General features: G+C 65.8%; 23 protein-coding genes, 1 tRNA gene and 2 pseudogenes. 9 read left to right on the top strand and 17 right to left on the bottom strand.

Annotated features, from left to right (window positions below; genetic code table 11):
• The first annotated feature begins 57 nt into the window (after positions 1-57).
• The 4 genes from ACEF39_RS01375 to ACEF39_RS01360 all read left to right on the top strand — a co-directional run bounded on the left by ACEF39_RS01375 (position 58) and on the right by ACEF39_RS01360 (position 6521).
• Positions 58-747, top strand: a complete 690-nt coding sequence (locus ACEF39_RS01375) for an ABC transporter ATP-binding protein (RefSeq protein ID WP_025878346.1) — start codon at positions 58-60, stop codon at positions 745-747.
• A 14-nt stretch (positions 748-761) separates the two neighbouring features.
• Positions 762-1919, top strand: coding sequence for an ABC transporter permease (locus ACEF39_RS01370; protein WP_340570991.1), 1158 nt, complete (start codon positions 762-764; stop codon positions 1917-1919).
• Positions 1920-1932: 13 nt separating this feature from the next.
• Positions 1933-3249, top strand: coding sequence for an ABC transporter permease (locus tag ACEF39_RS01365; RefSeq protein WP_500286697.1), 1317 nt, complete (start codon positions 1933-1935; stop codon positions 3247-3249).
• Between the two features lie 413 nt (positions 3250-3662).
• Entirely contained in the window at positions 3663-6521 is a 2859-nt protein-coding gene (locus tag ACEF39_RS01360) for a TonB-dependent receptor plug domain-containing protein (protein ID WP_500286696.1), read from the top strand.
• A gap of 151 nt (positions 6522-6672) precedes the next feature.
• Here the strand turns inward: ACEF39_RS01360 and rarD are convergent, their stop codons facing one another.
• Together rarD and yedA are read right to left on the bottom strand one after the other, a co-directional pair.
• The gene (gene rarD, locus ACEF39_RS01355; protein WP_500286695.1) at positions 6673-7599 is read right to left on the bottom strand and encodes an EamA family transporter RarD; all 927 of its coding nucleotides are present in this window, start codon (positions 7597-7599) and stop codon (positions 6673-6675) included.
• On the bottom strand, positions 7596-8501 hold the full coding sequence (gene yedA / locus ACEF39_RS01350; protein ID WP_500286694.1) for a drug/metabolite exporter YedA: 906 nt from the start codon (positions 8499-8501) through the stop codon (positions 7596-7598). The genes rarD and yedA overlap by 4 nt, the downstream gene beginning before the upstream one ends.
• Positions 8502-8723: 222 nt before the next feature.
• Between yedA and ACEF39_RS01345 the strand changes: the two genes are divergently transcribed.
• Complete coding sequence (locus ACEF39_RS01345) at positions 8724-10058, top strand: MFS transporter (protein WP_500286693.1); 1335 nt, start codon at positions 8724-8726, stop codon at positions 10056-10058.
• A gap of 218 nt (positions 10059-10276) precedes the next feature.
• Here the strand turns inward: ACEF39_RS01345 and ACEF39_RS01340 are convergent, their stop codons facing one another.
• From ACEF39_RS01340 to ACEF39_RS01325, 4 genes are all read right to left on the bottom strand, one after another.
• Positions 10277-11929 carry a M28 family metallopeptidase gene (locus ACEF39_RS01340; protein ID WP_500287949.1) on the bottom strand — a complete coding sequence of 551 codons (1653 nt, stop codon included), beginning with the start codon at positions 11927-11929 and terminating at the stop codon, positions 10277-10279.
• Positions 11930-12035: 106 nt separating this feature from the next.
• Entirely contained in the window at positions 12036-12968 is a 933-nt protein-coding gene (locus ACEF39_RS01335) for an MBL fold metallo-hydrolase (RefSeq protein WP_500286692.1), read from the bottom strand.
• 116 nt (positions 12969-13084) lie between these two features.
• Positions 13085-13381 carry a hypothetical protein gene (locus tag ACEF39_RS01330; RefSeq protein ID WP_100554469.1) on the bottom strand — a complete coding sequence of 99 codons (297 nt, stop codon included), beginning with the start codon at positions 13379-13381 and terminating at the stop codon, positions 13085-13087.
• A 139-nt stretch (positions 13382-13520) separates the two neighbouring features.
• Positions 13521-14813 carry a tryptophan--tRNA ligase gene (locus ACEF39_RS01325; RefSeq protein ID WP_105163278.1) on the bottom strand — a complete coding sequence of 431 codons (1293 nt, stop codon included), beginning with the start codon at positions 14811-14813 and terminating at the stop codon, positions 13521-13523.
• A 117-nt stretch (positions 14814-14930) separates the two neighbouring features.
• Between ACEF39_RS01325 and ACEF39_RS01320 the strand changes: the two genes are divergently transcribed.
• Positions 14931-15737, top strand: coding sequence for a hypothetical protein (locus ACEF39_RS01320; RefSeq protein ID WP_500287948.1), 807 nt, complete (start codon positions 14931-14933; stop codon positions 15735-15737).
• Between the two features lie 76 nt (positions 15738-15813).
• On the opposite strand, the gene ACEF39_RS01315 is transcribed toward ACEF39_RS01320, so the two are convergent.
• The 3 genes from ACEF39_RS01315 to rocF all read right to left on the bottom strand — a co-directional run bounded on the left by ACEF39_RS01315 (position 15814) and on the right by rocF (position 17473).
• Positions 15814-16035, bottom strand: a complete 222-nt coding sequence (locus tag ACEF39_RS01315; protein ID WP_117309302.1) for a CsbD family protein — start codon at positions 16033-16035, stop codon at positions 15814-15816.
• A gap of 212 nt (positions 16036-16247) precedes the next feature.
• Complete coding sequence (locus ACEF39_RS01310; protein WP_019661832.1) at positions 16248-16385, bottom strand: entericidin A/B family lipoprotein; 138 nt, start codon at positions 16383-16385, stop codon at positions 16248-16250.
• Between the two features lie 167 nt (positions 16386-16552).
• Entirely contained in the window at positions 16553-17473 is a 921-nt protein-coding gene (gene rocF / locus ACEF39_RS01305; protein WP_500286691.1) for an arginase, read from the bottom strand.
• Positions 17474-17603: 130 nt separating this feature from the next.
• On the opposite strand from rocF, the gene ACEF39_RS01300 reads away from it, so the two are divergent.
• Positions 17604-17951 (top strand): hypothetical protein, encoded by a 348-nt coding sequence (locus ACEF39_RS01300; RefSeq protein ID WP_500286690.1) that lies wholly within the window; start codon positions 17604-17606, stop codon positions 17949-17951.
• 15 nt (positions 17952-17966) lie between these two features.
• Here ACEF39_RS01300 and ACEF39_RS01295 read toward each other — a convergent pair whose 3' ends face one another.
• Complete coding sequence (locus tag ACEF39_RS01295; RefSeq protein WP_500286689.1) at positions 17967-18911, bottom strand: ankyrin repeat domain-containing protein; 945 nt, start codon at positions 18909-18911, stop codon at positions 17967-17969.
• Positions 18912-18969: 58 nt separating this feature from the next.
• A complete protein-coding gene (locus ACEF39_RS01290; RefSeq protein ID WP_500286688.1) occupies positions 18970-19242 on the bottom strand; it encodes a hypothetical protein in 273 nt (90 codons plus the stop codon).
• Between ACEF39_RS01290 and ACEF39_RS01285 the strand changes: the two genes are divergently transcribed.
• Together ACEF39_RS01285 and ACEF39_RS01280 are read left to right on the top strand one after the other, a co-directional pair.
• Positions 19241-19771, top strand: coding sequence for a hypothetical protein (locus ACEF39_RS01285; RefSeq protein ID WP_500286687.1), 531 nt, complete (start codon positions 19241-19243; stop codon positions 19769-19771). The genes ACEF39_RS01290 and ACEF39_RS01285 overlap by 2 nt on opposite strands.
• Before the next feature lie 499 nt (positions 19772-20270).
• The gene (locus ACEF39_RS01280) at positions 20271-20675 is read left to right on the top strand and encodes a hypothetical protein (protein ID WP_500286686.1); all 405 of its coding nucleotides are present in this window, start codon (positions 20271-20273) and stop codon (positions 20673-20675) included.
• Positions 20676-20719: 44 nt separating this feature from the next.
• On the opposite strand, the pseudogene ACEF39_RS01275 reads toward ACEF39_RS01280, so the two are convergent.
• The 6 genes and pseudogenes from ACEF39_RS01275 to birA all read right to left on the bottom strand — a co-directional run bounded on the left by ACEF39_RS01275 (position 20720) and on the right by birA (position 24254).
• A pseudogene (locus ACEF39_RS01275) lies at positions 20720-21020 on the bottom strand (addiction module antidote protein).
• A gap of 51 nt (positions 21021-21071) precedes the next feature.
• Positions 21072-21366: pseudogene (locus ACEF39_RS01270) on the bottom strand (type II toxin-antitoxin system RelE/ParE family toxin).
• A 234-nt stretch (positions 21367-21600) separates the two neighbouring features.
• Positions 21601-21676 (bottom strand) — tRNA-Thr (locus tag ACEF39_RS01265).
• Positions 21677-21717: 41 nt separating this feature from the next.
• The gene (locus tag ACEF39_RS01260; protein WP_500286685.1) at positions 21718-22551 is read right to left on the bottom strand and encodes an SPOR domain-containing protein; all 834 of its coding nucleotides are present in this window, start codon (positions 22549-22551) and stop codon (positions 21718-21720) included.
• 9 nt (positions 22552-22560) lie between these two features.
• Positions 22561-23292 (bottom strand): type III pantothenate kinase, encoded by a 732-nt coding sequence (locus ACEF39_RS01255; protein ID WP_500286684.1) that lies wholly within the window; start codon positions 23290-23292, stop codon positions 22561-22563.
• Complete coding sequence (gene birA, locus ACEF39_RS01250; RefSeq protein WP_500286683.1) at positions 23289-24254, bottom strand: bifunctional biotin--[acetyl-CoA-carboxylase] ligase/biotin operon repressor BirA; 966 nt, start codon at positions 24252-24254, stop codon at positions 23289-23291. Before birA ends, ACEF39_RS01255 begins: the two co-directional genes overlap by 4 nt.
• Positions 24255-24310 lie beyond the last annotated feature (56 nt).

Here is a 24310-nt window from a genome sequence, read left to right as displayed (position 1 = left end):
GCCCGCGGCCTCCGCCGGTGCGCTTCCCTGTTTCCCGCCTCCCGTGGAGAACCACCCATGTCGACCCTGGTTTCACTGCGCAACATCACCAAGACCTACCAGCGTGGCCCCGAAAAGGTGCAGGTGCTGCACGGCATCGACCTGGATATCGCCAGCGGCGATTTCGTCGCGCTGATGGGCCCGTCCGGTTCCGGCAAGACCACCCTGCTCAACCTGATCGGCGGCCTGGACAACCCCACGGGCGGCGAGATCAGCATCGAAGGCGAGCGCATCGACCAGATGAGCGGCGGCCAGCTGTCGACGTGGCGCAGCCATCACGTCGGCTTCGTGTTCCAGTTCTACAACCTGATGCCGATGCTGACCGCGCAGAAGAACGTGGAACTGCCGTTGCTGCTGACCCACCTCAGCGCGGCGCAGCGCAAGCGCAACGCCGAGATCGCACTGACCCTGGTCGGCCTGGCCGACCGCCGCAGCCATCGCCCCAACGAACTGTCCGGTGGCCAGCAGCAGCGCGTGGCGATCGCCCGCGCGATCGTCTCCGACCCGACCTTCCTGATCTGCGACGAACCGACCGGCGACCTCGACCGCCAGTCCGCCGAAGAGATCCTGGGCCTGCTGCAGCAGCTCAACCGCGAACACGGCAAGACTATCATCATGGTCACCCATGACCCGAAGGCCGCCGAGTACGCCACCCACACGGTGCACCTGGACAAGGGCGAGCTGGCCGACGCGCCGCTGGCCCACTGAAGGAGGCCACAGCGATGAAATACTTCTCGTTGGTCTGGGCGCAGCTGTTCCGCAGCCGCACCCGCACCCTGTTGACCCTGCTGTCGGTGGTGGCCGCGTTCTTGCTGTTCGGCATGCTCGACTCGGTACGCGTGGCGTTCTCGTCCGGTGGCAGCGTGGAAGGCGCCAACCGGTTGGTGGTGGCCTCGCGCCTGTCGATCACCCAGTCGCTGCCGATCCGCCTGGAAACGCAGATCCGCCAGGTCAGCGGCGTGCGCGATGTCACCTACGGCATGTGGTTCGGCGGCATCTACCAGGACCCGAAGAACTTCTTCCCCAACTTCTCGGTGGCGCCGAACTACTTCGATGTCTACCGCGAGCTGCAGATCGACCCGGCGCAGCTGCAGGACTGGCAGCAGACCCGCACCGGTGCGATCGTCGGCGAGACGCTGGCCAAGCAGTTCGGCTGGAAGGTCGGCGACACCATCCCGCTGCAGGCCACCATCTTCCCGCGTGGCGGCAGCAACGACTGGCCGCTGGAACTGAAGGGTATCTACCGCTCGAAGGATCGCGCGTTGGCAGCCAACGAAGAACGCCAGTTGATGATGAACTGGAAGTACTTCGATGAATCCAACGACTACATCAAGAACCAGGTGAGCTGGTACACGGTGACGCTGGACAACCCGGAGCAGTCGTCGCGGGTGGCACAGGCCATCGATGCGATCTCGGCCAACTCCGACCACGAAACCAAGACCCAGACCGAATCGGCGTTCCAGCAGGCGTTCGTCAAGCAGTTCGCCGACATCGGCATGATCGTCACCTCGATCATGGGTGCGGTGTTCTTCACCCTGCTGCTGTTGACCGGCAACACCATGGCCCAGGCGGTGCGCGAGCGCGTTCCGGAACTGGCGACGCTGAAGACGCTGGGCTTCAAGGACAGCACGGTGCTGACCCTGGTGATGGTCGAATCGGTGCTGCTGATCGGCCTCGGCGGACTGATCGGCATGGGCCTGGCGGCGCTGATCCTGCCGGCCATCAGCCCCAAGAGCATGGGCATGCTGCCGCCGCACGTACCGACGCCGACCTGGCTGGTGGGCATCGTCCTGATCGTGGTGATCGGCATCGTGGTCGGGCTGCTGCCCGCACTGCGCGCCAAGCGCCTGAAGATCGTCGACGCGCTCGCCGGCCGCTGAAGAGGACACCGACATGAACAAGCTCAAGAAGTGGCTGGGAAACGCGGTGACCGTGCTGTTGCTGGTCGTTGGCCTGGTGGTTTGGATCGGCCTGCCGTGGATCGGCGTCGCTGCCATCGCGGTACTGCTGGGGCTGTGGCTGGCGCTCACTCGCAGTGGCCGGCTGGCGCTGGCCGCCACCCGCATCGGTGTTGCCAGCCTGCCGCAGCGCTGGGGTGCGTCCTCGGTGATCGTGGTCGGCATCGCCGGCGTGGTCGGCGTGCTGGTGGCCATGCTGGCGATGGGTGAAGGCTTCCAGGCCACGTTGAACAACACCGGCAATGACACCACCGCGATCGTGCTGCGCGGCGGCTCGCAGGCCGAAACCAACTCGGTCATCACCCGCGAACAGGTGCCCACGCTGTCCACCCTGCCCGGCATCAGCCGCGATGCGCAGGGGCGGCCGCTGCTGTCGCCGGAGCTCTCGCAGGTGGTCAACCTGGTGTCCAAGGCCGATGGCACCGACGTCAACGCGCAGTTCCGCGGTGTCGGCCCGCAGGCGTGGGCCGTGCATGACAAGGTCAAGATCGTCGAAGGCCGCCGGTTCGCCGCCGGACTGCGTGAGATCGTGGTCGGCCAGGGCGCCAAGAGCCAGTTCCGCGACATGGACGTTGGCAAGACGCTCACCCTGGGCAACCAGACGTGGACCGTCGTGGGCGTGTTCGCCACCGGCGATGCGCATGATTCGGAACTGTGGACCGACGCCGACACGCTGGCCACCACCTACCAGCGCAGTGCCTGGCAGTCGATCAGCGTGCGCACCGACGGCAAGGCCGGCTTCGAGCAGTTCAAGGCCGCCGTCGCCGCCGATCCGCGCCTGAAGCTGGACGTGGAAACCACCCGCGTCTACTACAGCAAGCAGGGTGGCGGTCTGACCAAGCTGATCGACATCCTCGGCAAGGTGATCGGCACCATCATGGCGGTGGGTGCGGTGTTCGGCGCGCTCAACACCATGTATGCCGCCGTGGCCACGCGTGCACGCGAGATCGCCACCATGCGTGCGATCGGCTTCCGTGGCCTGCCGGTGGTGACTGCGGTGTTGCTGGAAACCATGCTGCTGGCCCTGCTCGGTGGCCTGCTCGGCTGTGCGGTGGCATGGCTGCTGTTCAACGGCTACAGCGTGTCCACCATCGGCAGCAATTTCAGCGCGGTGGTGTTCAAGTTCCATGTATCGCCGGAACTGCTGTGGAGCGGGCTGAAGTGGGCGCTGGGCATCGGCCTGGTCGGTGGATTGTTCCCGGCGCTGCGTGCGGCACGGCTGCCGATCACCACGGCGCTGCGCGAGACCTGAGCATCACGCAGCGATACAACGCGCATCCTGCAGGGGACGGAGCGAAGGCTCCGTCCCTTTTTTTGTTTGCGCGCCATCCACGCATGGCGTGGATCTACCGATCTGGCGCGTGCGGGATCCAGCAGATCCACGCCATGCGTGGATGGATGCGTGTACGCACACAACAACGATTACAGATTGCGCAAACACCGCCGCTATCGATGCCTCTGCCCATCGCATGCGCAACGCGCGTGACGTTGCGCACAGTGCACCTGTGGATTGTTGGTTGCGATTCATTTTCGCGGCGTTACAGCGCGCGCGGACAAACAGTTACCAATGAAAACACTCTAGAATCCGGCCCCCACGTTGGTTTGCAGCACCCCACGCGTCCATAGAACGGACGCATGTTTTTTCTGAAACACGAGATTTCACGGATGTCCCTGAAGACCACCCCGCTGCGCAACGCGATCGTCATCGCGCTGGCCGCCAGCTGCACCACGCCCGCTTTCGCACAGGAAGCCGGCGATACCCCCACCAACCTCGACCGCATCGAGATCACCGGCTCGCGCATCCGCCAGGCCAGTGTCGAGACCGCGCAGCCGGTGGTGTCACTCAACCGCGCCGATATCGAGAAGAAGGGCTACGTCAACGTTGCCGACATCCTGCAGGACGTTACTGCAGCCGGCTCACCGAGCCTGAGCCGTTCGTCCTCACTGAGCTCCTCGCGCGATTTCGGCGGCATGTATGTCAGCCTGCGCAACCTCGGCCCGGAACGCAGCCTGGTGCTGATCGACGGCCGCCGCATGGGCGTCAGCGCCGGCGGTTACTCCGACCTGGCCTCGATTCCGTCCGCCATCGTCGAGCGCGTGGAAGTGCTGACCGATGGCGCCTCGGCGCTGTACGGCTCGGACGCCATCGCCGGCGTGGTCAACATCATCACCCGCAAGAACTTCGACGGTGGCGAAGCCAGCGTCTATGTCGGCCAGTACGGTGAAGGCGACGGCCAGAAGCGCTCCTACAGCGCTACCTTCGGCAAGACCTTCGACCGCGGCTGGTTCAGCGTCGGCGCCGAGCGCACCAAGGAAGACGAAATCCTTGGCGATGCGCGCGAGTTCAGCCGCTACCCGGGCGGCCCGCGCCATGCCGACGACGTCGACGCGCTGAGCCCGACCACCCAGTGGGGTACCGTCACCGTCGGTGGCAAGCCGCTGACCGTCGGCCCGGGCGGCGACCCGAGCAGCGCTGGCAACTTCCACACGCCGAACCCGGCCGACGGCGCCAACGCCAAGACCAACATGAGCCTGCTGAGCGGCCTGGAGCGCACCTCGGTGTTCGCCAACGGCGGCTTCTCGATCACCGACAACCTGCGCATCGTCGCCGACGCGCTGTACAGCAAGCGCGAGTCGACCAAGCACCTGGCCGGCTACCCGTATTCGGTCTCGGCTGCGCAGTCCCGCAACGGCACCCGCGCTGCGTTGTCCAAGGACAGCACCTTCAACAAGTGGGGCCAGGACGTGCTGTTCTCGCACCGCACCGAAGAGCTGCCGCGCGGTACCGAGAACACGCTGGAAACCAAGCGTGCCAGCCTCGGCCTGGAAGGCAGCTTCGAAACCGGTTCGCGCTACTGGGACTGGAACGTCAGCTACATGTACAACCGCAATGAAGGCGAGCGCGTTGGCACCGGCAGCATGTACCAGCCGAACGTCAACCTGGCCGTCGGTCCGTCCTTCATGGACGGCGACGTGGCCCGCTGCGGTACGCCGGGTGCGGTGATGGCCGGCTGCGTGCCGTGGAATCCGGCTGCGCCGATGGGCTACACCGGCCCGGGCTCGCTGGGCAACCAGGACGTGCAGGACTACCTGTTCACCCGCTTCGTCGACAAGATGCGCAGCACCACCAAGGTCGCCAGCGCCAACATCTCCGGCTCGCTGTTCACCCTGCCGGCCGGTGACATCATGGGCGCGATGGGCTTCGAGCACCGCAGCGAAGAAGCCAGCTACACCCCCGACCTGATGGTGCAGAAGGGCCAGATCGCCGGTACCACCGGCCAGCCGACCCGTGGCGACTACTCGCTCAACGAGGTCTACCTGGAAATGCAGGTGCCGCTGCTGGCCGACATGGCCTTCGCCCGCGAGCTGTCACTGGACCTGGCCGGTCGCTACACCGACTACAACACCTTCGGCTCGACCACCAACAGCAAGTTCGGCCTGAAGTGGAAGCCGATCGACAGCCTGCTGGTGCGCGCCACCTACGGCACCGGCTTCCGTGCACCGACCGTGGACGATCTCTACGGCGGCGCAGTGTCCAGCCGCGATTCGTTCACCGATCCGTGTGATACGAAGTTCGGCATCGCCGCCAGCAGCCCGACCGTGGCGGCACGTTGCCAGGCGCTGAACGTGCCCGCCAACTTCCGTCAGCAGACCGGTTCGGACGGCAACCTTGCCAACCGCCCGGGCCAGCAGGCCACCTCCGATTTCAACTCCGGCTCCAACCCGGAACTGAAGCCGGAAACCGCCAAGACCTGGACCGTCGGCCTGGTCTACAGCCCGGAATTCGTGCAGGGCCTGGACGTCAGCCTGGACTGGTGGAAGATCCGCATCGACAACGCCATCGTGGGCGAGTCGGCCACCGACATCCTCAACCAGTGCTACGTGCAGGGCGTGGATTCGGCCTGCGGTCGCTTCACCCGTTCCACCGCTGCGGCCACCCGTGGCCAGGTTTCGGCGCTGGATCGCTCGCTGGTCAACGCCGGCTACCGCGAAACCGCCGGCTATGACATCGGTGTGCGTTACCGCCTGCCGGAAACCGCGTACGGCAAGTTCGCCATCAACTGGAACACCACCTACACCGACTACCTGGAGCGGCGCAACGACAGCGCCGCCACCACCCCGGTGGAACAGCGCGTGGGCTGGGCCGGCGACTTCCGCGTGCGTTCGACCGTCAACCTGGATTGGCAGTACGGCAACCTGGGCATCGGTTGGACCGCCCGTTACTACTCGGGCATGAAGGAAGCCTGCTCGTACGATCTGGGCGGTGGCCCGGACTGCAACATGGCCGACTTCTCCTCGCCGTATACCGATGCACAGCCGAGCCGCAAGGTGGGTTCCAACACCTTCCACGACCTGCAGGTGCGTTACAGCCTGCCGTGGGATGGCACCGTGTCGCTGGGCCTGAACAACGTGTTCGACCACCAGGGTCCGATCATGTACAGCCAGCCGAACAGCAGCTTCACCTACTACGGTGGCTTCGACATCGGTCGTTTCATGTACATGAAGTACCAGCAGCGCTTCTGAGCCTGCAACCGCGTTCCCGCCCCGGCCAACTCTCTCCTGGCCGTGGATGGAAGCAGAACGGCGCTCCTCGGGGCGCCGTTCTTTTTTTGCGGGGTCGGATCCCTTCGCTCCGCGAAGGGCTCTGACCCCATCGCTTTTCCAGGGTTCGGGGTCAGAGCCCTCCGCGTTGCGCAGGGATCCGAGCCCGCGCCGCGCGCATCGCACGCACGTTGTCTGCGACGAACAGGATCAACCCGGCCCAGATCGCCGCAAAGCCGATCGCCTTGCCGGTGTCGAAGGCCTCGTGGAAGAAGAACACGCCCAGCAGCAGCTGCAGGCTCGGCGCGATGTACTGCAGGATGCCGACCAGCGACAGCGGAATGCGCTTCACCCCGTAGGCGAAACCGATCAGCGGCACCGCCGTGACCACGCCACCGAAGATCAACAACAGATCGTTGCCCCAGCCCCAGCCACCGATGAAGCCGCCGCCATGGCCGTTCTCGGCCCACAGCGCAAAGCCCAGCGCCGGCAGGAACAGGTACAGGCTTTCCACGCCCAGCCCCGCCACTGGGTCGACCGACACCAGCTTGCGCAGCAGGCCGTACAGCCCGAACGAGCAGGCCAGGCCCAGCGCGATCCACGGCGGCGTACCCGCATCGATGGTCAACCAGGCCACGCCCACCGCAGCGATGGCCACGGCCACCCATTGCACGCGGCGCAGGCGCTCTTTCAGCACCAGCACGCCCAGCAGCACGTTCACCAGCGGGTTGATGAAGTAGCCCAGGCTGGTCTCGATCACATGCCCTGCGTTGACCGCCCAGATGTACAGGCCCCAGTTGAAGGCGATGGTCAGGCTCGACACCGCCAGGATCGGCAGCGCGCGCGGCTGCGCGGCGATCTTCTTCCACCAGCCCAGCCGTGAGGCGATCAGCAGCCAGGCCACCACCAGCACCGTGCTCCAGATGATGCGGTGGGCGATGATCTGGAACGACGGCACTTCGTTCAGCAGATGCCAGTAGACCGGCACCAGCCCCCACAGCACGAAGGTGGACGCGGTGACCAGCAGGCCCCGGCGTTGTTCTTTCTCGTCCATGCTCATCGCTTGCGTGTCCTTGCCATCGTCAGTACCACCACACCCAGAAGTATCACTGCCATGGCCAGGAAGTCGCGCCAGCCGAAACGTTCGCCGTTCAACGCCGCCCCCAGCAGCACCGCAATCACCGGATTGACGTACGCATAGCTGCCGGCCAGCGCCGGGCGCACGTTCTGCAGCAGCCAGACGTAGGCGGTGAACGCCACGATCGAACCAAACACGCACAGATAGGCCATCGCCAGCAGGCCACCGGTATCAGGCAGGGTGGTGGGGCGCTCGCCGACGATCAGGCCGATCAGCACCAGCAGCACACCACCGCAGATCATCTGCCCGGCGGCCGTCATGAACGGGCCCGGCAGGTCCTGCCCGCGTGCCCACACCGAACCGAACGCCCAGCCGACCGGCGCGATCAACAGCAGCACCAGCCCGCTGGGCGAGGCAGCCAGGCTGCTGCCCGCGTTGAGCCAGACCACGCCGACGAAGCCGACGGCGATGCCCAGCCATTCACCCTTGCTGGCGTGCTGGCCGCGCAGTGCGGAGAACAATGCCATCCACAGCGGCACCGAGGCCACCGCCGTGGCGGCCAGGCCGGATGACACCTCGCGCTCGGCCAGCACCACCATGCCGTTGCCCAGCACCAGCATGGTCACGCCCATGATGGCCAGGTTGCGCCACTGCCGCAGGGTGGGCCTGGGCATCTTCCAGAACAGGCGCAGCGCCAGGTACATCAGGCCGCCGGCAATGATGAACCGGCTGCCGGAGACCATCGTCAGTGGCAGCGCGCCGCCATGCAGGGCCTTGGCGATACCCAGGTAGGTCGAGCCCCAGACCACGTAGACCAGCAGCAGCGCCAACGCGACAAGGCCACCCCGGGGGGCAGCCGCAGACGGAACGGGGGGAGCCGACATGACACACCAGGGAGCCGGGGGAAGACGGATTTTAGGACGTTTTGGTTATGGTCCGGCAGCCCATGTGGTGGCACGCTGTCATCCATCCATGTCCCGCCCGCCCTTCCGGCACCCGGCGTTGACGTGGGATGCAGTACCCAGGAGGCTGGCCGGCAGCGCAGTGCGCTCCCCTGGCACCGATCTTTCCCGCATGGACGCACCGCATCGAGGATCCCCACCCGGATGAGCACCACGTCCCAATCCGCTGTCCCAAGTACCGACGGCGCCGCACTGCGGCGTTCCATCTCCAACACCCTCAAAGGCTCCGCCGGCAATCTGGTGGAGTGGTACGACGTCTACGTGTACTCGGTGTTCGCCGTGTACTTCGAATCGCAGTTCTTCTCACCGGATGACAAGAACTCCACGATGTACGTGTGGGCGATCTTCGCCGCGACCTTCCTGATGCGCCCGATCGGCGCATGGTTCTTCGGCCGCTTCGCGGACCGTCATGGCCGTCGCCTGGCGTTGACCGTGTCGGTCACGCTGATGGCCTTCTGCTCGTTCATCATCGCCATCACCCCCACTGCTGCCAGCATCGGCATCTGGGCGGCGATCATCCTGTTGTTCGCGCGTCTGCTGCAGGGCTTCGCCACCGGTGGCGAGTACGGTGCCAGCGCCACGTACATGTCAGAGGCCGCCATTCCCGGTCGCCGCGGCTTCCTGTCCTCGTTCCACTACGTCACCCTGGTAGGCGGCCACGTGCTGGCCCAGCTGACCCTGCTCGTGATGCTGACGTTCTGGGCCAAGCCGGAAATCTCCGAGTGGGGCTGGCGCATCGCCTTCGGCATCGGTGGCATCGCCGCCGTGGTCGTGTTCTGGCTGCGCCGTGGCATGGACGAGTCGCTGTCGGAATCCTCCATCGAAGCCGCGCGCGAGGGCAAGGACAAGAAGTCCGGCTCGATGTACGAACTGTTCGTACACCAGTGGCGTCCGCTGCTGCTGTGCTTCCTGATCACCGCCGGTGGCACCATCGCCTTCTACACCTATTCGGTGAACGGCCCGAAGATGATCCAGAGTGCGTTCGCCGGCAACGATCCGATGACCGGCACGCTGATCAACCTGGGTGTGTTGGCCTTCCTGATGGTGTTGCAGCCGGTGGGCGGTTGGCTGTCGGACATCATCGGCCGCAAGAGCCTGCTGGTGTTCTTCGGCGTGGGCGGTGTGCTGTACAGCTGGTACCTGATCACCCAGCTGCCGCACCAGCACGATGCCACCCTCGCCTTCCTTACCCTGGCACTGGGCTTTGTCATCCTCACCGGCTACACCTCCATCAATGCCGTGGTGAAGGCAGAGCTGTTCCCCACCCACATACGTGCGCTGGGCGTGGGCTTCGGCTATGCATTGGCCAACTCGCTGTTCGGCGGCACCGCGCCGCTGCTGTACCAGGGCGCATTGAAGACCGGCCACGTGGACTGGTTCGCCATCTACGTCACCGCAACGATCGCGGTATCGTTGGTGGTCTATGTGTTCTTCCTCACCAACAAGGGCCCCAACTGGCTCGACGGCACTCGCAAGTAAGCGCGCCGTAGTGATCGCGGCCACCGGTGCAATGCCGGTGGCCGTTTTGTTTTCCGCCTGGACGCTGCAGCGGCAGCACGGCTGAGGACGTGGTAGTGCCGGCCGCTGGCCGGCAACTGCGCATCCCTTCGGAAGGTTCATGAGGTTGCCGGCCAGCGGCCGGCACTACCCGTGCGTTCAGAGGTTGTCGGCCAGCAGAGGCCGGCATTGCCGTGCGCTTACCGGCGGGCGGCTTCGCTCTTCTCGCGGGCGCCGTGGAATTCCGATTCCTTTTCCCACTGCGGCCAGCGACGGCTGTTGGCCAGCTCGGCGCCCAGGTCGTAGACCAGCAGGGTATCGGCCGCGTGACCTGCCGGGTCCCAGCTAGGCGTCCACGCATCGCAGGCCTGGTGGTAGCAGTCGGCGAAGTACTTTTCGCGCAGCGCACGGCCAGCGTCGACACCGCCGTCCAGCTTGTCCAGGCCCGGGCCGATGGTGATCGCCGGCACGCCCAAGCGGGCGAAGGCGAAGTGGTCGGCACGGTAGAAGAAGCCGGCTTCCAGGTTCGGATCCGGGCTGTAGCTGCGGCCACGGGCCTTGGCCACGCGTTCCAGGTCGCCTTCCAGCGACACCCGGCCCTTGCCCCACGACGCGATGTCACGGGTGGCACCATCCGGACTGAACATCTCGATGTTCAGCACAGCAGCCGTCTTGTCCAGCGGCGCCAGCGGGTGCGCAGCGTAGTAGCTGGCGCCCAGCAGGCCCTTCTCTTCGGCGGTCAGGGCGACGAAGTACAGGGTGCGCTGCGGCTGCGGACCGGCGGCGAACACCCGGCCCAGTTCCAGCACGGTGGCCACGCCGGTGGCGTTGTCGATCGCACCGCGGCGGATGCGGTCGCCCTTGGCGTCGGCCTGGCCGATGCCGAAGGCATCCCAATGCGCCGAGAAGATCACCGCCTCATCGGCGTGCTCGCCGCCGGGCAGCTTGGCCACCACGTTGCGGGTCACCACCTGCTCGCGCTTGAGCGCGAAATCGACGCTCAGCTTGGCGTTGTCCAGCGCAACCGGACGGAAGTCCGCGCTCATCGCCTTGCGCTTCTCGGCATCGAAATCCAGGCCGGCGTCGGCGAAGATCTGTTCGGCCAGCTCACGTTGCATCCAACCACGCAGCGGCGTGTGCTGGGCCATCGCTTCAGCCTGTCCACGCTCGATATCGAACAGCGGCGAGGTGCCCGAACTCTTCACCGTAGCCCAGCCGTAGGCGGCCGGTGCGGTCTCGTGCACGATCAGCACGCCTTCGGCACCACGGCGCGCGGCTTCCTCGAACTTGTAGGTCCAGCGGCCGTAGTAGGTCACCGCCTTGCCATCGAACGCACCTGGCGCGTCGGCTTCAAAATCGGCGTCGTTGATCAACATCACGGCGATCTTGCCGTGCAGGTCCACGTCCTTGTAGTCGTTCCAGTGGCGCTCGGGCGCGTCGATGCCGTAGCCGACGAACACCAACGGCGCCTCCTTGATCTGCACGCGCTTGCGCGGCTGCAGGCTCTGCAGGGTCACGTCCACGCCATTGGCCAGCGCCCGCTTGCCGCCCTTCAGGGCAAGACTGGCCTTGGCCGGGCCATCAAGCTGCGCGCGCACCAGCGGCACCGGCTGCACCCAGCTGCCGTCCACGCCACCCGGCTGCAGGCCGTAGCTGCGGAACTGCTCGATCAGGTACTGCACGGTCCGTTCTTCGCCTTCGGTGGCCGGTGCACGGCCTTCGAATTCGTCCGATGCCAGCACGCGCACATGACGCGACAGCGCCTGCGGATCGATGCCGCCGCCGGGCAGGTCATTGGCCGCATGGGCCAGGCCACCGACGAACAGGCAGGACGACAGCAGCAACACGCGCATCGGGTTCACGGCAGTACCACGGCAGGCTTGGGAATAGCCAGAGTGTAACGTGACAGTGCAATGACGGCGCGGGTCGCGCACGGCGTCATTCACGCGTGGCGTGGATCTACCGCGACGCGCGGTCCAGCCAGCAGGCCAGGCCCTGCGCGTTGAGCTCGATATCCATCGCCAGCACCTCGGTTACTGCAGCCTGGTCCAGTGCGCAGCCATGCTGCTGTGCACGTTCCAGGTACAGCGCCTGCAGCGCGGCCAGCAGGCAGCGATGACGGTCGGGACGGCCGTCGCACTGGCGGCCGATTGCCGTCATCGCATCGATCTGTTCGAACAGATCCTCGGCCAGCTTTTCGACCTGTTCGACACGACCGTAGTGGGTCAGGTACATCGCCTGTGGTGCGTAGCCGAGCATGCGTTGGATCGACGCCTTCATCGCGTCCGGGTCGAACTGCACCGGCGATGAGGTGGGGAAGATGAAAGCGCCCTGCGCACTGTCCAGTTCGCGGTAGGAGATACCGAAGGTATCGCCGGTGAACCAGCTGCGGCTGCGCGCATCCCATACGCAGTAGTGGTGCAGCGCGTGGCCCGGCGTATGCAGCAGCACCAGCTCGCGACCTGCCAGGTCGATGCGCTGGCCGTCCTCGGCCACCACCACACGATGCTCGGGAATTGCTTCGATGCGGCCATAGCTGCGCGCGATTTCCTCGGCGCCATAGACGGCGGTGGCGCCAGCGATCAGCCGGGTCGGATCGATCATGTGCGGCGCGCCGCGCGGGTGCAGCACCGCACGCGCACTCGGCAACTGCTGCATCAGCAGGCCAGCGCCACCAGCATGATCCAGATGCACGTGGGTCAGCAGCAGCCAGTCCACCGCCTCCACGCCCAGCCCGTTGTCGGTCAAGGCCTGCAGCATCGCCGGCAGCGACAGGCCGGTACCGCAGTCGACGAACGCGGCGCGACCGTTTTCGATGATCAGGTAAGCGGCATCGAAATCAGGCCGTTGGAAACCGGTATCGATGGTGTGGATGCTGGGATCGGCGGTCATTGACGCGCACCTGGCAGAATCGGGAACAGACGCCCATGGTAGGCGCGCCGGCAGGGCGTGATCGATGCGGCTTTGGTCGGATGGTGCCGGCCGCTGGCCGGCAACCCCGGTCAGCCTCAGCGCAATGCGAATCGCGGGCGCAGCAACAGGGCCATCACCAGCACTGCCAGGAACGCGCCATAGGCATACAGCACCGCCAGCACCTGCGGCCAGATCGGTCCGGCGCCCGGCTGTACCAGACCGATGTGGTGGCCCCACAGCATCGCCACGATGCTCAGGGCGAGCGCAAGCGCCAGGGTGGCGCCATCGAACAGGCGTCGCCGCGCGGTACGCGGCTGGCGCGGGAACAGCCAGTACAGGCTGCCGAGCAGAATGAACCAGGGCAGGAACAGCAGCAGCGACAACCAGGCCATTGCAGACTCCATGTCATCGCGCCTGAGGCGCGCGGACATCATGCCATGGCCGCTGTTCCCGGGTAGTGCCGGCCGCTGGCCGGCATCCCCAGGCGCGCCGGGTGATTGCAGTTGCCGGCCAGCGGCCGGCACTACCTTTTTACGCTTCGCGCAGCACGGCCAACGCCGCCAGCACCGCATCGACCTCGGCTTCCAGCTTGAACAGATCGCTCTGCAGCTGGTCGCCCTGCTCGGCCTGCTTCAGCACGGCGATCAGCTGGCCGGCATCGCGCGGCGAGTCGAAGCCTTCGCTCTGGATCAGCAGCGTGCCGTCACCTGCGGTCAGCTTGAAGTAGAAACGGCCGTCCTTCTCGCGGTACTGCTTGAACAGCGGCGGAGCGGCGCGGGCTTCACCGGCATCTTCGCTGGCGATGTCGCCTGCGTCGGACAGATCACGCAGGCCTACCGCATGGCGCAGCTCTTCCAGCAGCGGAGCCGCCAGCTGCTCACGCAGCTGCTGGCCACGGCGCTTGAGCAGCGCTTCGATCTTTTCCGGCTCGGCCATCAGCGCGTTGTAGCGCTCGCGCAGCGGCGACAACTCGCTGTCGATGCGCTCGAACAGCTGCTGCTTGGCATCGCCCCAGCTGATGCCGTCGGCGAAGGCCTTGGCGAATGCGGCGGTCTGTTCCGGGGTGGCGAATGCCTGGTACATCTGGAAGAGCGCCGAACCTTCGGTGTCCTTCGGCTCGCCTGGGGCACGCGAGTCGGTCAGGATCGAGAACACCAGCTTCTTCAGCTCCTCGCGCGGCACGAACAGCGGAATGGTGTTGTGGTAACTCTTGCTCATCTTGCGGCCATCAAGGCCCGCCAGGGTTGCCACCTGCTCATCGATCACCACGTCCGGCAGCGGGAAATACTCCTTGCCGTACACGTGGTTGAAGCGCTGGGCGAAGTCGCGCGCCATCTCGATGTGCTGGATCTGGTCACGGCCCACCGGTACCTGGTTGGCCTTGAAGATCAGGATGTCGGCCGCCATCAGCACCGGGTACATGAACAGGCCGGCGCTGACACCTGCGTCCTCGTCCTGGCCTTCCTCACGGTTCTTGTCCACCGCCGCCTTGTAGGCATGGGCGCGGTTGAGGATGCCCTTGCTGGCGATGGCGGTCAGGAACCACATCAGCTCGGTGGTCTCGCGGATGTCACTCTGGCGGTAGAACCACACGTGTTCCGGGTCCAGGCCACAGGCCAGCCAGCTGGCGGCGATCTCCAGGGTCGCGCGCTGGGTGCGCTGCGGGTCCTGCGACTTGATCAGGCTGTGCAGATCGGCCAGGAAGAAGAAGCTCTCGATGTCCGGCGCGCGGCTGGCCGCGATGGCCGGACGGATGGCGCCAACGTAGTTGCCCAGGTGGGGCGTGCCGGAGGGGGTGATGCCGGTAAGGACTCGGGTCGTCATGACTGCGTACGGAAACCTTCTATGAACGGCGCCAGTTTACCGTGCACACGGTCAACCCCGTCAGGGCCCCCGGCACGTTCATTCACCCAACCCCGCTGGAGACGCCCGATGAAATGCCTGCTGCCCCTGCTGCCCCTGCTGCTGATCCTGCCCCTGGCCGGCTTCCGCCCGGCCCCCCTGCCCCCGCCGATGCCGCAGGATGGCCCGGTGCGCGTGGCCTTGGTCGACCGCGACCGCGGCACCGAGCTGCGCAGCTACCCGGCCGACGGCCAGCGCTGGGTGGCCGGTGAGCGCGGCCACCGCTATGCGGTGCGCCTGTACAACGACAGCCCGCGCCGGGTGCTGGTGGTGCTGTCGGTGGACGGGGTCAACGCCATCTCCGGCGAAGATGCCGATCCCTCGCAGACCGGTTACGTGCTCAACCCCGGCCAGCGCGCCGACATCACCGGTTGGCGCAAGACCCAGGACGAAGTGGCCCAGTTCGTCTTCAGCAGCCCCAGCGGCAGCTACGCCAGCCGCACCGGCCGCCCGGACAACGTCGGCGTGGTCGGCGTGGCGGTGTTCGAGGAAGCGCGTCGCTGGTATCCGCGTGCCGAGCCGATCCCGCGGGGGCGCGCCGGGCCGGCACCGGCGGCGGCTGAAGCCTCGGCTGCCGCCGACGCCAGCGCCAGCCGTATCGAAGGCTACTCGGCCAAGTCGCAGGCACCTGCGCTGGGCACAGGCCACGGTGCACGTGAGAGTTCATCGGTGCGCGATACCAATTTCGAACGCGCCACCCGCAGCCCCGCACAGGTGATGCAGCTGCGCTACGACAGCGCCCGCAACCTGCGCGCACGCGGCATCCTGCTCGATTCGCCCTGGCGCCTGGACCGCCAGCCGCAGGCCTTCCCCAACCGTTACGTGCCCGACCCGCCGACGCGTTGATCTGCAAACAACAACACCCGCACCTTTCCGGCGCGGGCGTTGTCCATGCGGCAGAGCGTGGCCGTGCAACGCTCGGTTACTTGTAGTCCGGATAGTCCTTGCGCACGCTGGCCTCGAAGTCGCGGACCTCACTCTCGGCACGGTCCTTGGCCCAGCCGTAACGTTCCTGCAGGCGGCCCGCCAGGTACTCGGCATTGCCCTCTGCAACATCGAAGTCGTCGTTGGTCAGATCGCCCCACTTGGCCTGGGCCTTGCCCTTCAGCTGCGACCACTTACCGGAAATGATGTCTTTGTTCATTGCTGAGGCTTCCTTGGAATGCAACGGCGTTGTTACCGTGCATGCAGCTTCCCGTACCAGCTGTTGAAGCACGGTCAACCGACCATGAAAACGCTGCTCACCTGCTTGAATGGTTCACGACGCATCGACATGCTGCGTCCACACCCAGCAATCGCGCATGAAAAAAGGCCGGGAAGATCCCGGCCTTTTCCGTACTGCGCACCACCTCAGGCTCAGTTGCCCTTGGCAGCATCCTCAACCTTCTCACCAGCCTTCTGCACGTCCTTGCCGGCACCGGCAACGGTATTGCAACCGGCCAGCAGGGCCACCGAGAACATCGACAACAGCATCAGGGCAACTACGCGCTTCATGGGCTTCTCCTTGGGTTTGCCGCTACACCGCTCAATCACGGGGTTCGGTTGTAGTGATCGGGGCGGCAGGCTGGTGCGAAGCCAACACTGCCGCGTGAGGTGCAATCTGGCGGCAGGGGCGTGGAGCGCGTGTGAACGGTTCGTCCAACCGTTCAGGCTGGGCCGTCTCAGTCGCGCATCAGGGTCGATTTCCCGAACAGGCTTTCCACCAGGTCCACGGCCAGTTCGGCGGTGCTGTTGTGGTTGTCCAGCAGCGGATTGAGTTCGACGATATCCAGCGAGCCCATGCGGCCGCTGTCGGCGATCATCTCCATCACCAGCTGCGCTTCGCGGTAGTTCACCCCGCCCGGCACCGTGGTGCCCACGCCCGGGGCGATGCTCGGGTCGAGGAAATCGACATCGAAGCTGACGTGCAGGTGGGTGTTCTCATCGATGCCGGCCAGCGCCGCTTCCACGGTGCGCTTCATGCCGTTCTCGTCGATGTAGCGCATGTCGTAGACATCGACCCTGTGGGTCTTGATCAGGCGCTTTTCTTCCGGGTCCACCGAACGGATGCCGATCTGGTGCATCTGCGAAGGCTTGATGGCCGGCGAGGTGCCGCCCAGCTTGGTCAGCGCATCCGGGCCGAGGCCGCACAGGCAGGCCACCGGCATGCCGTGGATGTTGCCCGACGGGGTCACATCACTGGTGTTGAAATCCGAATGCGCATCCAGCCACAGCACGCGCAGGTCCTTGCCCTGCTCGCGGCACCAGCGCGCGACGGCAGTGATCGAACCGATGCCTAGGCAATGGTCGCCGCCGAGCATGATCGGCATGCGTCCGGCCTGCAGTTCGGCGTAGCTGGCTTCCATCAGCGCGTGGTTCCACGCCACCACTTCGTCCAGATGCCGGTAGCCTTGCACCGGCGCGGTCCACGGATTGCGTGGGCCGTCCAGGTTGCCGAGGTCGCGCACGTCCACGCCACGCGCTTCCAGTGCTTCAGGTAGGCCAGCCACGCGCAGGGCTTCCGGCCCCAGCCGGGCGCCGCGATGGCCCGCCCCGATGTCGGTGGGGACGCCGATCAGGGTAACGGTGGGATGATGGGCCATGGGTGCCTCCTGCGAACGAAAAAGAAGCACAGTCTAGCCAGACGCATGTGACACCACTCGCGGCGGTGCAGCAGGGCCATCGCATGGCATGATGCCGCGCGGACCCGACCGCCCCTCATGGAAGATTGCGATGTCGCCCTTCATCAACACCGGCTGGCCGCGCTTTTTCATCGGGGCGCTGCCCATCGCCGTTTTTGCGATTCTGTTGAGCAGCTCGATGGATGCGTCGCCGAATGGCTGGCTGATGCAGGCGACGCTCCTGCTGGTGCCGTTCTCGACCCTGGTATTCCTCGGGTTGGGTTGGCAGCGTCTGCGCAAGGCACACGCCGAATATCCGATTCTGAAAAGCGAGCTGCACCGTATGCTGACGGCGTTGATCGGCAACGTTAAGCTGGCGGCGCTATGGTTCGGCCTGACCTTCGTCGGCATGCTCGCCCTGATGCTGGCGTGGGTACTGCTGCTGAAGATCGGCGGCTGACATTGAAAGTCACCGTCAAAAAATAGCCGACGACCACTTTTCAATTCGGAACGGGCGCTTCTTCAACACGTCGATACGCCACTTTCCCCCCACCGGCTTGAGTACGAACAAGTGCTCGTAACGCAGTGAACGCGACTTCTGAGGGTTGTCGCGTACCAGTACTTCCGCCTTCGAGGCCCCGGGCTTCGCAATTGCCACCAGTAGGTCCTCCGGCATGTACCGTCGAGGACTCCCGACCGAAACACCAGTTGAGTAGACTCGTTTGCGATCGGTACACCAGGCCGCCAGAATGTCCGCTTTCTCCTGTCGGAAGCCTGAGCTGCGCAGAAGGTTGCCGCCGGAGCGGGAATCCTTGTAGCCACGCGTTTCCCACTCGTGATAAGCCAACAGGTAGCCGCGCACTACTGACGCGGGTTCACCTCCCGCATCTGGCTCGGGCCACTCAAGCGCCGGCGCCTCTACCAACACCGGCGGCAACCGCGCCCCCGCCACCTTCAAACGCGCTACTACGTCCTCGTGCTTGCGGGTATCGGCAATGGCGAGTGCGTTTCGCCCCTCGAAATTCAATGGTGCGATGGCAGCTCCACTGTCCAGCAATAGCTCGACCATCGCCAGATGCCCGCCCGAAGACGCCAACATAAGCGGCGTGTACCTCGATTGCGGCGAAGCGACATCCAGCAATGCGCCGCGTGCAATCAGCATGCATCCGATTTTGGTGTCGCCCGCATAGGCAGCCCAACCCAACGCGGTGTAACCCAGTGCAGCGCAGGCGTGCTGGATGTTGGCGCCACGGTCCAAAAGCCGCAACACCGAGTCAGCCTTTCCGGCGATCACAGCCGAAAGCAGCGAAGTACGTCCGGTGCCCTTGTGCTGCCACTCGATATCGCCACCCGCATCCAGCAATGCGTCGATTCGGTCAAGATCCTGTTTCTCGGCTGCCTTGGCCAGAAGATGGGACATGGTGGTGCCGCCAGACGGGTGTAAGGGGGGTCACCTTAGGGCTGCAGGCACGATGAGCTCAACCCCCGCGACGCCCTATCGGCGTCACGCTCTGCACCTGGCCGTTGTTGCGCATCATGCACAGGAAACGTCCATCGGGGTAGTCGATGATGAGTTCTTTGTAATCGCTGCCCACCGGCACTTGGGTCACCACCCTGCCCTGCGCACCCTTGCGCACGTTGCAGGCCTCCAGCGCATCGTCACCGCTGGGAGCCGTATACGACAGCGATGTGCGTTTCCCGCGCCTGCGCTCGTTGTCGATCTCCCCCACAGAACCGGCCGACCACAACATGTCGCTGGTGCAGCGCGCGGGCCCCATCATGGAAGAAGACGGCGAGATCGCCCGCTTCGTTTCCAAGGCGCCGCACCTGGGCGAGCTGGTGGTGCCGAATGCACCGGACACCGCGTTCTTCGAGGTGCCTCTGCCGCACCTACACAGCCTGCGCATTGGCGGTGGCTCGGACACCCAGCGCTTCATCGACAACCTCGCCGCATCACGCAACCTGCCTGCCTTGGGCCTGCTGGATTTCACCGAATCGACGGAGCTGCAGTTCGTCTGGGCTGATGCGCGCGACGCTGATGTGGTTACGCCTCTCGCGGCCTATGAGCACTTGTTTGCCAGCCATGCCTTCGATGCGCTGCACACTTTCCGGCTGCGCAACAGCGCGTTGGATGTGGCGCAGCTGCAGACGCTGCAGGCCATGCGTCCGCGGTTGTCGTTCATGGTCATCCAGGCAGCAACGGGGGGCTACGTCAGCCATTTCGCCAAGGATGTGTTCCCGTGGCGGCACCTGGTGCCGGGTGACCCGGGGCGGCGTTGATCGCCGCGCGGGTGCGTATGATGGTTGAGTGGATTGCTTGGTGACGTGGTTAAGCTGGCTTGACACGCCGAGTTGACTTTGCGCCGCACGATAGCGGCGCTACAGCCTGTTTCAGGCTCCAATAGCACGCCGCGCAGAATGTCGTTTGTGCCTTGGGATTGGCCACGACAAGCCAATTGCGATAGTTCATTTTCCCTTTCAAACAGCGCGATGCCATCGGAATAATCGACTGGCAGCGCGTGATTCTGCGTGCGCATGATGAATTGCCATCGACAACGGATGGCCGGGGCTTCCAACCCTGAGTGCTTGATGTATTTACGCTTGCCAGCCGGCGTCGCTGCTTCTTGAACGGCGCCGGCTGGCAATCCGTCTGCTGCCTTATGGCGGGCTGTGCGTGGGGGCCTTGTGCCCGCCGGTTTCATCAAGCGCCGGATTGGAAACCACGCATCGCCCGCCACCCTCTGCCGGTGGCGCCTCTGCTGCACCCGAGGATGCCCACATGTCCGCCCCTGACTATCCCTATCTGACCGCCACGCTGGGCGACGCCGCCGAACGTCTGCCCCCCGAGCTTGCGCAGCCACTGGAGGCTGCGTTCGCCGCTACCGTCGATGTGCCGGACCCGATCACGTTGCAAGGCTGCCTGCAGCGCATCCGCAGCGGCGATGGTGCCGACGGTCAGCCGTGGCGCGGACCAACGCTGACACCCGGCCAGGGCATGGCCATGGCACGCGCCAACCGTGCAGCTACCGGGCTGACCACCTTGCTGGAAATTTTCCACGCCGCCGAACGCGTGCGGGTGGATGGAGACGACGGCCAGCAGATCGGCGACGGAACGCGCGAGGGGCTATTGCTGGCGTGTCGGGGATTGGCGGAGTACGTCGAGCTGCAGCTGCAGTCTGCGTGACAGGGCTGCGGAGCGCGCCGGCATAGCACCGCCGGTGCGCTGTCTTACGCCGCGCTGGCGTGCAACTGGACGCCCAGTGCCCGCATCACTTTGAGGATAGTCGCGAAGTCAGGACTGCGCTCGCCCGACAGTGCGCGATACAGGCTCTCGCGTGACAGACCGGTCGCGCGCGCGACTTTGCTCATTCCCTGCGCGCGCGATATCACCCAGCGCCTTGGCAATGAATGCCGAATCACCGTCGCTTTCAGCGATACAGGCGTCGAGATAGGCCGCCATTTCTTCGGGAGTCCGAAGGTGCGCAGCCACGTCAAAATCTTCGAGTTCGATCTTCTTCTTGACGGCCATGGTTGTGCTGCTCCGGTACTTCGTGACTGGATAGGTTCGTCGTTGGCGAGCTCAACTCCTTAAAGCGCGCGCCAATTCTCTGGCCTTTTCGATGTCGCGCTGCTGGGAACCCTTGTCTCCTCCGACCAGCAGAATCACCACCCGCCTGCCTCGTTTCGTGTAGTACACCCGGTAGCCAGGGCCTACATCAACGCGCAACTCCGAAACTCCGTCCGTCAGGTTCCGATGATCACCCGGATTGCCATCGGCGATGGCGACCAATGCGGGCCAGGATACGGACGCGCGCGGTCACATCCCTGAGAGCGTCAATCCATGTCGCGAACTGACGAGTACGCTTGATCTTCATGGCGGAATGTAGCCTACAGGCTACACCCTCTCAAGAGATCCGACGGACAGCGGACTAAAGGCTGATGGCTGAAGTGAAGTGAAGTGAAGTGCCCACAGGAACAGACTGCGCCCGCCGCGAGGGCGACGATGAAACTGAAATGAGGGGAAGGCTGCTGATCCATGGGTTCGGAGGAGCCTGCCTGGCGTGCTACCTCTCGCCCCCTGCTTGGCAGAGATGTCGGCAATTGGTTGATGGTGCCGCTTATCCGAATCGAACGGATGACCTACTGTTTACAAGACAGTTGCTCTACCAACTGAGCTAAAGCGGCACGGGGTGAAACGCCGACGGCAGCGCCGTGGTTTGGGAATTCTAGCGCAGTCGCGTGCATTCCAGCGACCGTTGCTGCGCGGCGCCACTGCGCTGCTGCGCCTGGGCCGGTTCGCTGCCGGTGGCCAGCTGCCCTTCCAGCCACCATTGGCCGGCATCACCACTGGCCACCAGACGCGGCTGGAAGCCGGCGGCCTGTACCGCGGCCATGCGCCGTTCGGCGCCCTCGCGGTTGCGGTACTGGCCCAGCGCAATGGCGTTGGTCTCTTCGCCCTGGCTGATGATGTAGTAATCGCTGAGGCCGGCGGCGACGATGCGCTTGACTGTGGCCTGCGCGTCATCGCGGCTGGCGGCGGCGGGCAGCAGCACGCGGTAACGGGCGCTGCCGCTGGCGGCGGGCTGCTCGCGCAGGCGCACTTGGCTCAGCAGGTTGCCGGCACGGCCTTGTGCGGCGGTGGCGGCGGCACGGTCGGCGAACGGCCCCAGTGCCAGGCAGCGCGGCGGTGCAGCCGGGGCCGCGGGTTTCTCGGCCACCGGTTCCGGCGCTGGCTTGGCGATGGCGGCGACCGGCTCAGGCACCTTCACCGGTTCGGCTGGCTTGCTGGATGCTGTTGGCGTCGCCGCTGCCGGTGCGGGCGCAGCGGCCACTGCAGTAGCCGGCGCGGCCTCACGCTCCACCAGTGCTTCCGTAGGTGCCGCCGCCGAGGCCTGCGCGGCCACGGCCGCATCGGTCCCGCCGGGCAGCCAGCGCAGTTCGGCCACGCCGGTCGGGGGCGGCGGCAACGGCGCACGCGCCGGCTCATCGCGCAGCAGCCACCAGGTGGCGACACCAAGATTGAGGATCGCCAGCACGACGATCAAGGCACGGGTCAGCATGCGCCGATACTAGCCTGCGGGCTGGTGCACCGCCCAGCGGGCGAGGCCATCCAGCACCAGCGACGGGTGGTAGTCAGCACCGTCCAGCAGCGGCATCAGCGCGGGCGCGCCACCGCCATGCACCAGCAGCGACGGCATCACGCCCAGCAGCGCCTGTGCCTGGCGGGCACTGCGTTCGACCAATGCGACGGCGGCACCATCGCAACCCGACGCCAACGCATCAGCGGTGTCGTTGGCGAATTCGCTGTAGTCACCACCGCTGGCCGGCAGCTGCACCGCGCGCGCGTGCAGCGCTTCGCGCATGGTGGTCGGCGAGGCGGAAATGCGTCCGCCGTGATGTTGTCCAGCGGCATCAAGCAGGTCGATGGTCAGGGCCGTGCCGACACCGACCACCAGCACCGGCCGTTGCGCCTTGGCGGCAGCCAGCAGGGCCAGGAAACGGTCGACACCGAATTTTTCCGGCTTGGCGTAGGCAATGCGTACGCCTGCACACTGAGCGCTGGTGCGCACCACATGCACGTGCTCGAAGCGGCGCTGCAGCTGATCCAGCATGGCGCTGGTCAACGATGGTGCGGCGACGCTGGCGACAAACGCGGTTTCACCACTGGGCAGGCTGTGCGGCGGTTGCCCGGCCATGCCTTCGGCGCCATGCGCCCAGGCCTGCACATCACCGGCACGGTCGCCATGCAGGGGAGCAAACTTGAAACGCGAATTGCCCAGGTCGAACAACCAGTCGCTCATGCTTCTCTCACACTGACTTCGCCGGCATGCAGCAGGCGCTCGCGGCCATCGATGTCCACGCGCAGCGCGCCATCGTCGGCCAGGCCGAGCGCGGTACCGTGCTGCCACTGGCCATCCAGCTGCACGCGCACTTCGCGTCCGGCCAGCATGTCGAACGCTGCATAGCGCGGCAGGAACGGCGCCAGCCCTTCGCGATCGAATTCTTCCAGCGCCGGCAGCAGGCGTGCCAGCACCGCGGCCACCACCGTGTTGCGATCCACCGATGCGCCGGCCAGCGTGTCCAGGTCCACCCAGGGCTGGGTGATCTGTTCGGCGAAGGCCGGCGGCATGTGCACGTTGATGCCGATGCCGATCACTGCACGCGCCGGGCCGGCGTATTCGCCACCACCCTCGGCCAGCAGGCCCACCAGCTTGCGGCCATCGACCAGCACGTCGTTCGGCCACTTCAGCTGCGCCTGCGTATAGCCCAGGTCGTGCAGCGCTTCGGCCACGGCGACGCCGGCGACCAGGCTCAGCCCGGCCAAGCGGCCGAGGCCACCCTCGAACAGGCGCAGCACCGACAGATACACATGCGCGGCCAGCGGCGACGCCCAGGTGCGCCCGCGACGGCCACGGCCGCCGGTCTGGCGCTCGGCCAGCAGGACGCTGACACCGCGCTGGGGCGCGCTGCAGCGCAGCAATTCGGCGTTGGTGGAGTCCACCGTCCAGGCCACCTGCAGGTCGTGCAGCAGTGCTGCGGCCTCCTTGGGCAGGCCGGCGCGGATGGTCTTGGCCTCCAGCAGGTCGACCGGCCGGGTCAGCCCGTAGCCCTCGCCTGCGCGTCCTTCAACCTCGACACCGGCGGCCCTAAGCCCTTGAATACGCTTCCAAATGGCGGCCCGGGTCTGGCCCAGCTCACGGGCCAGGGCGTCGCCGGACAGGCGACCGGCAGCGAGTTTGGCCAGCAATTGGCGATCGTCCACGGCAGCTTCCACAAGGTCAGAACGGAATTATGCGGGAAAGCCGCCAGCGACGCCCG

It is taken from the genome of Stenotrophomonas indicatrix (genome assembly GCA_041545745.1).
Taxonomy (GTDB): Bacteria; Pseudomonadota; Gammaproteobacteria; order Xanthomonadales; family Xanthomonadaceae; genus Stenotrophomonas; species Stenotrophomonas indicatrix_A.
Note: the sequence above shows the minus strand (reverse complement) of the source record. Positions and strands in the feature narration are given on the sequence as shown.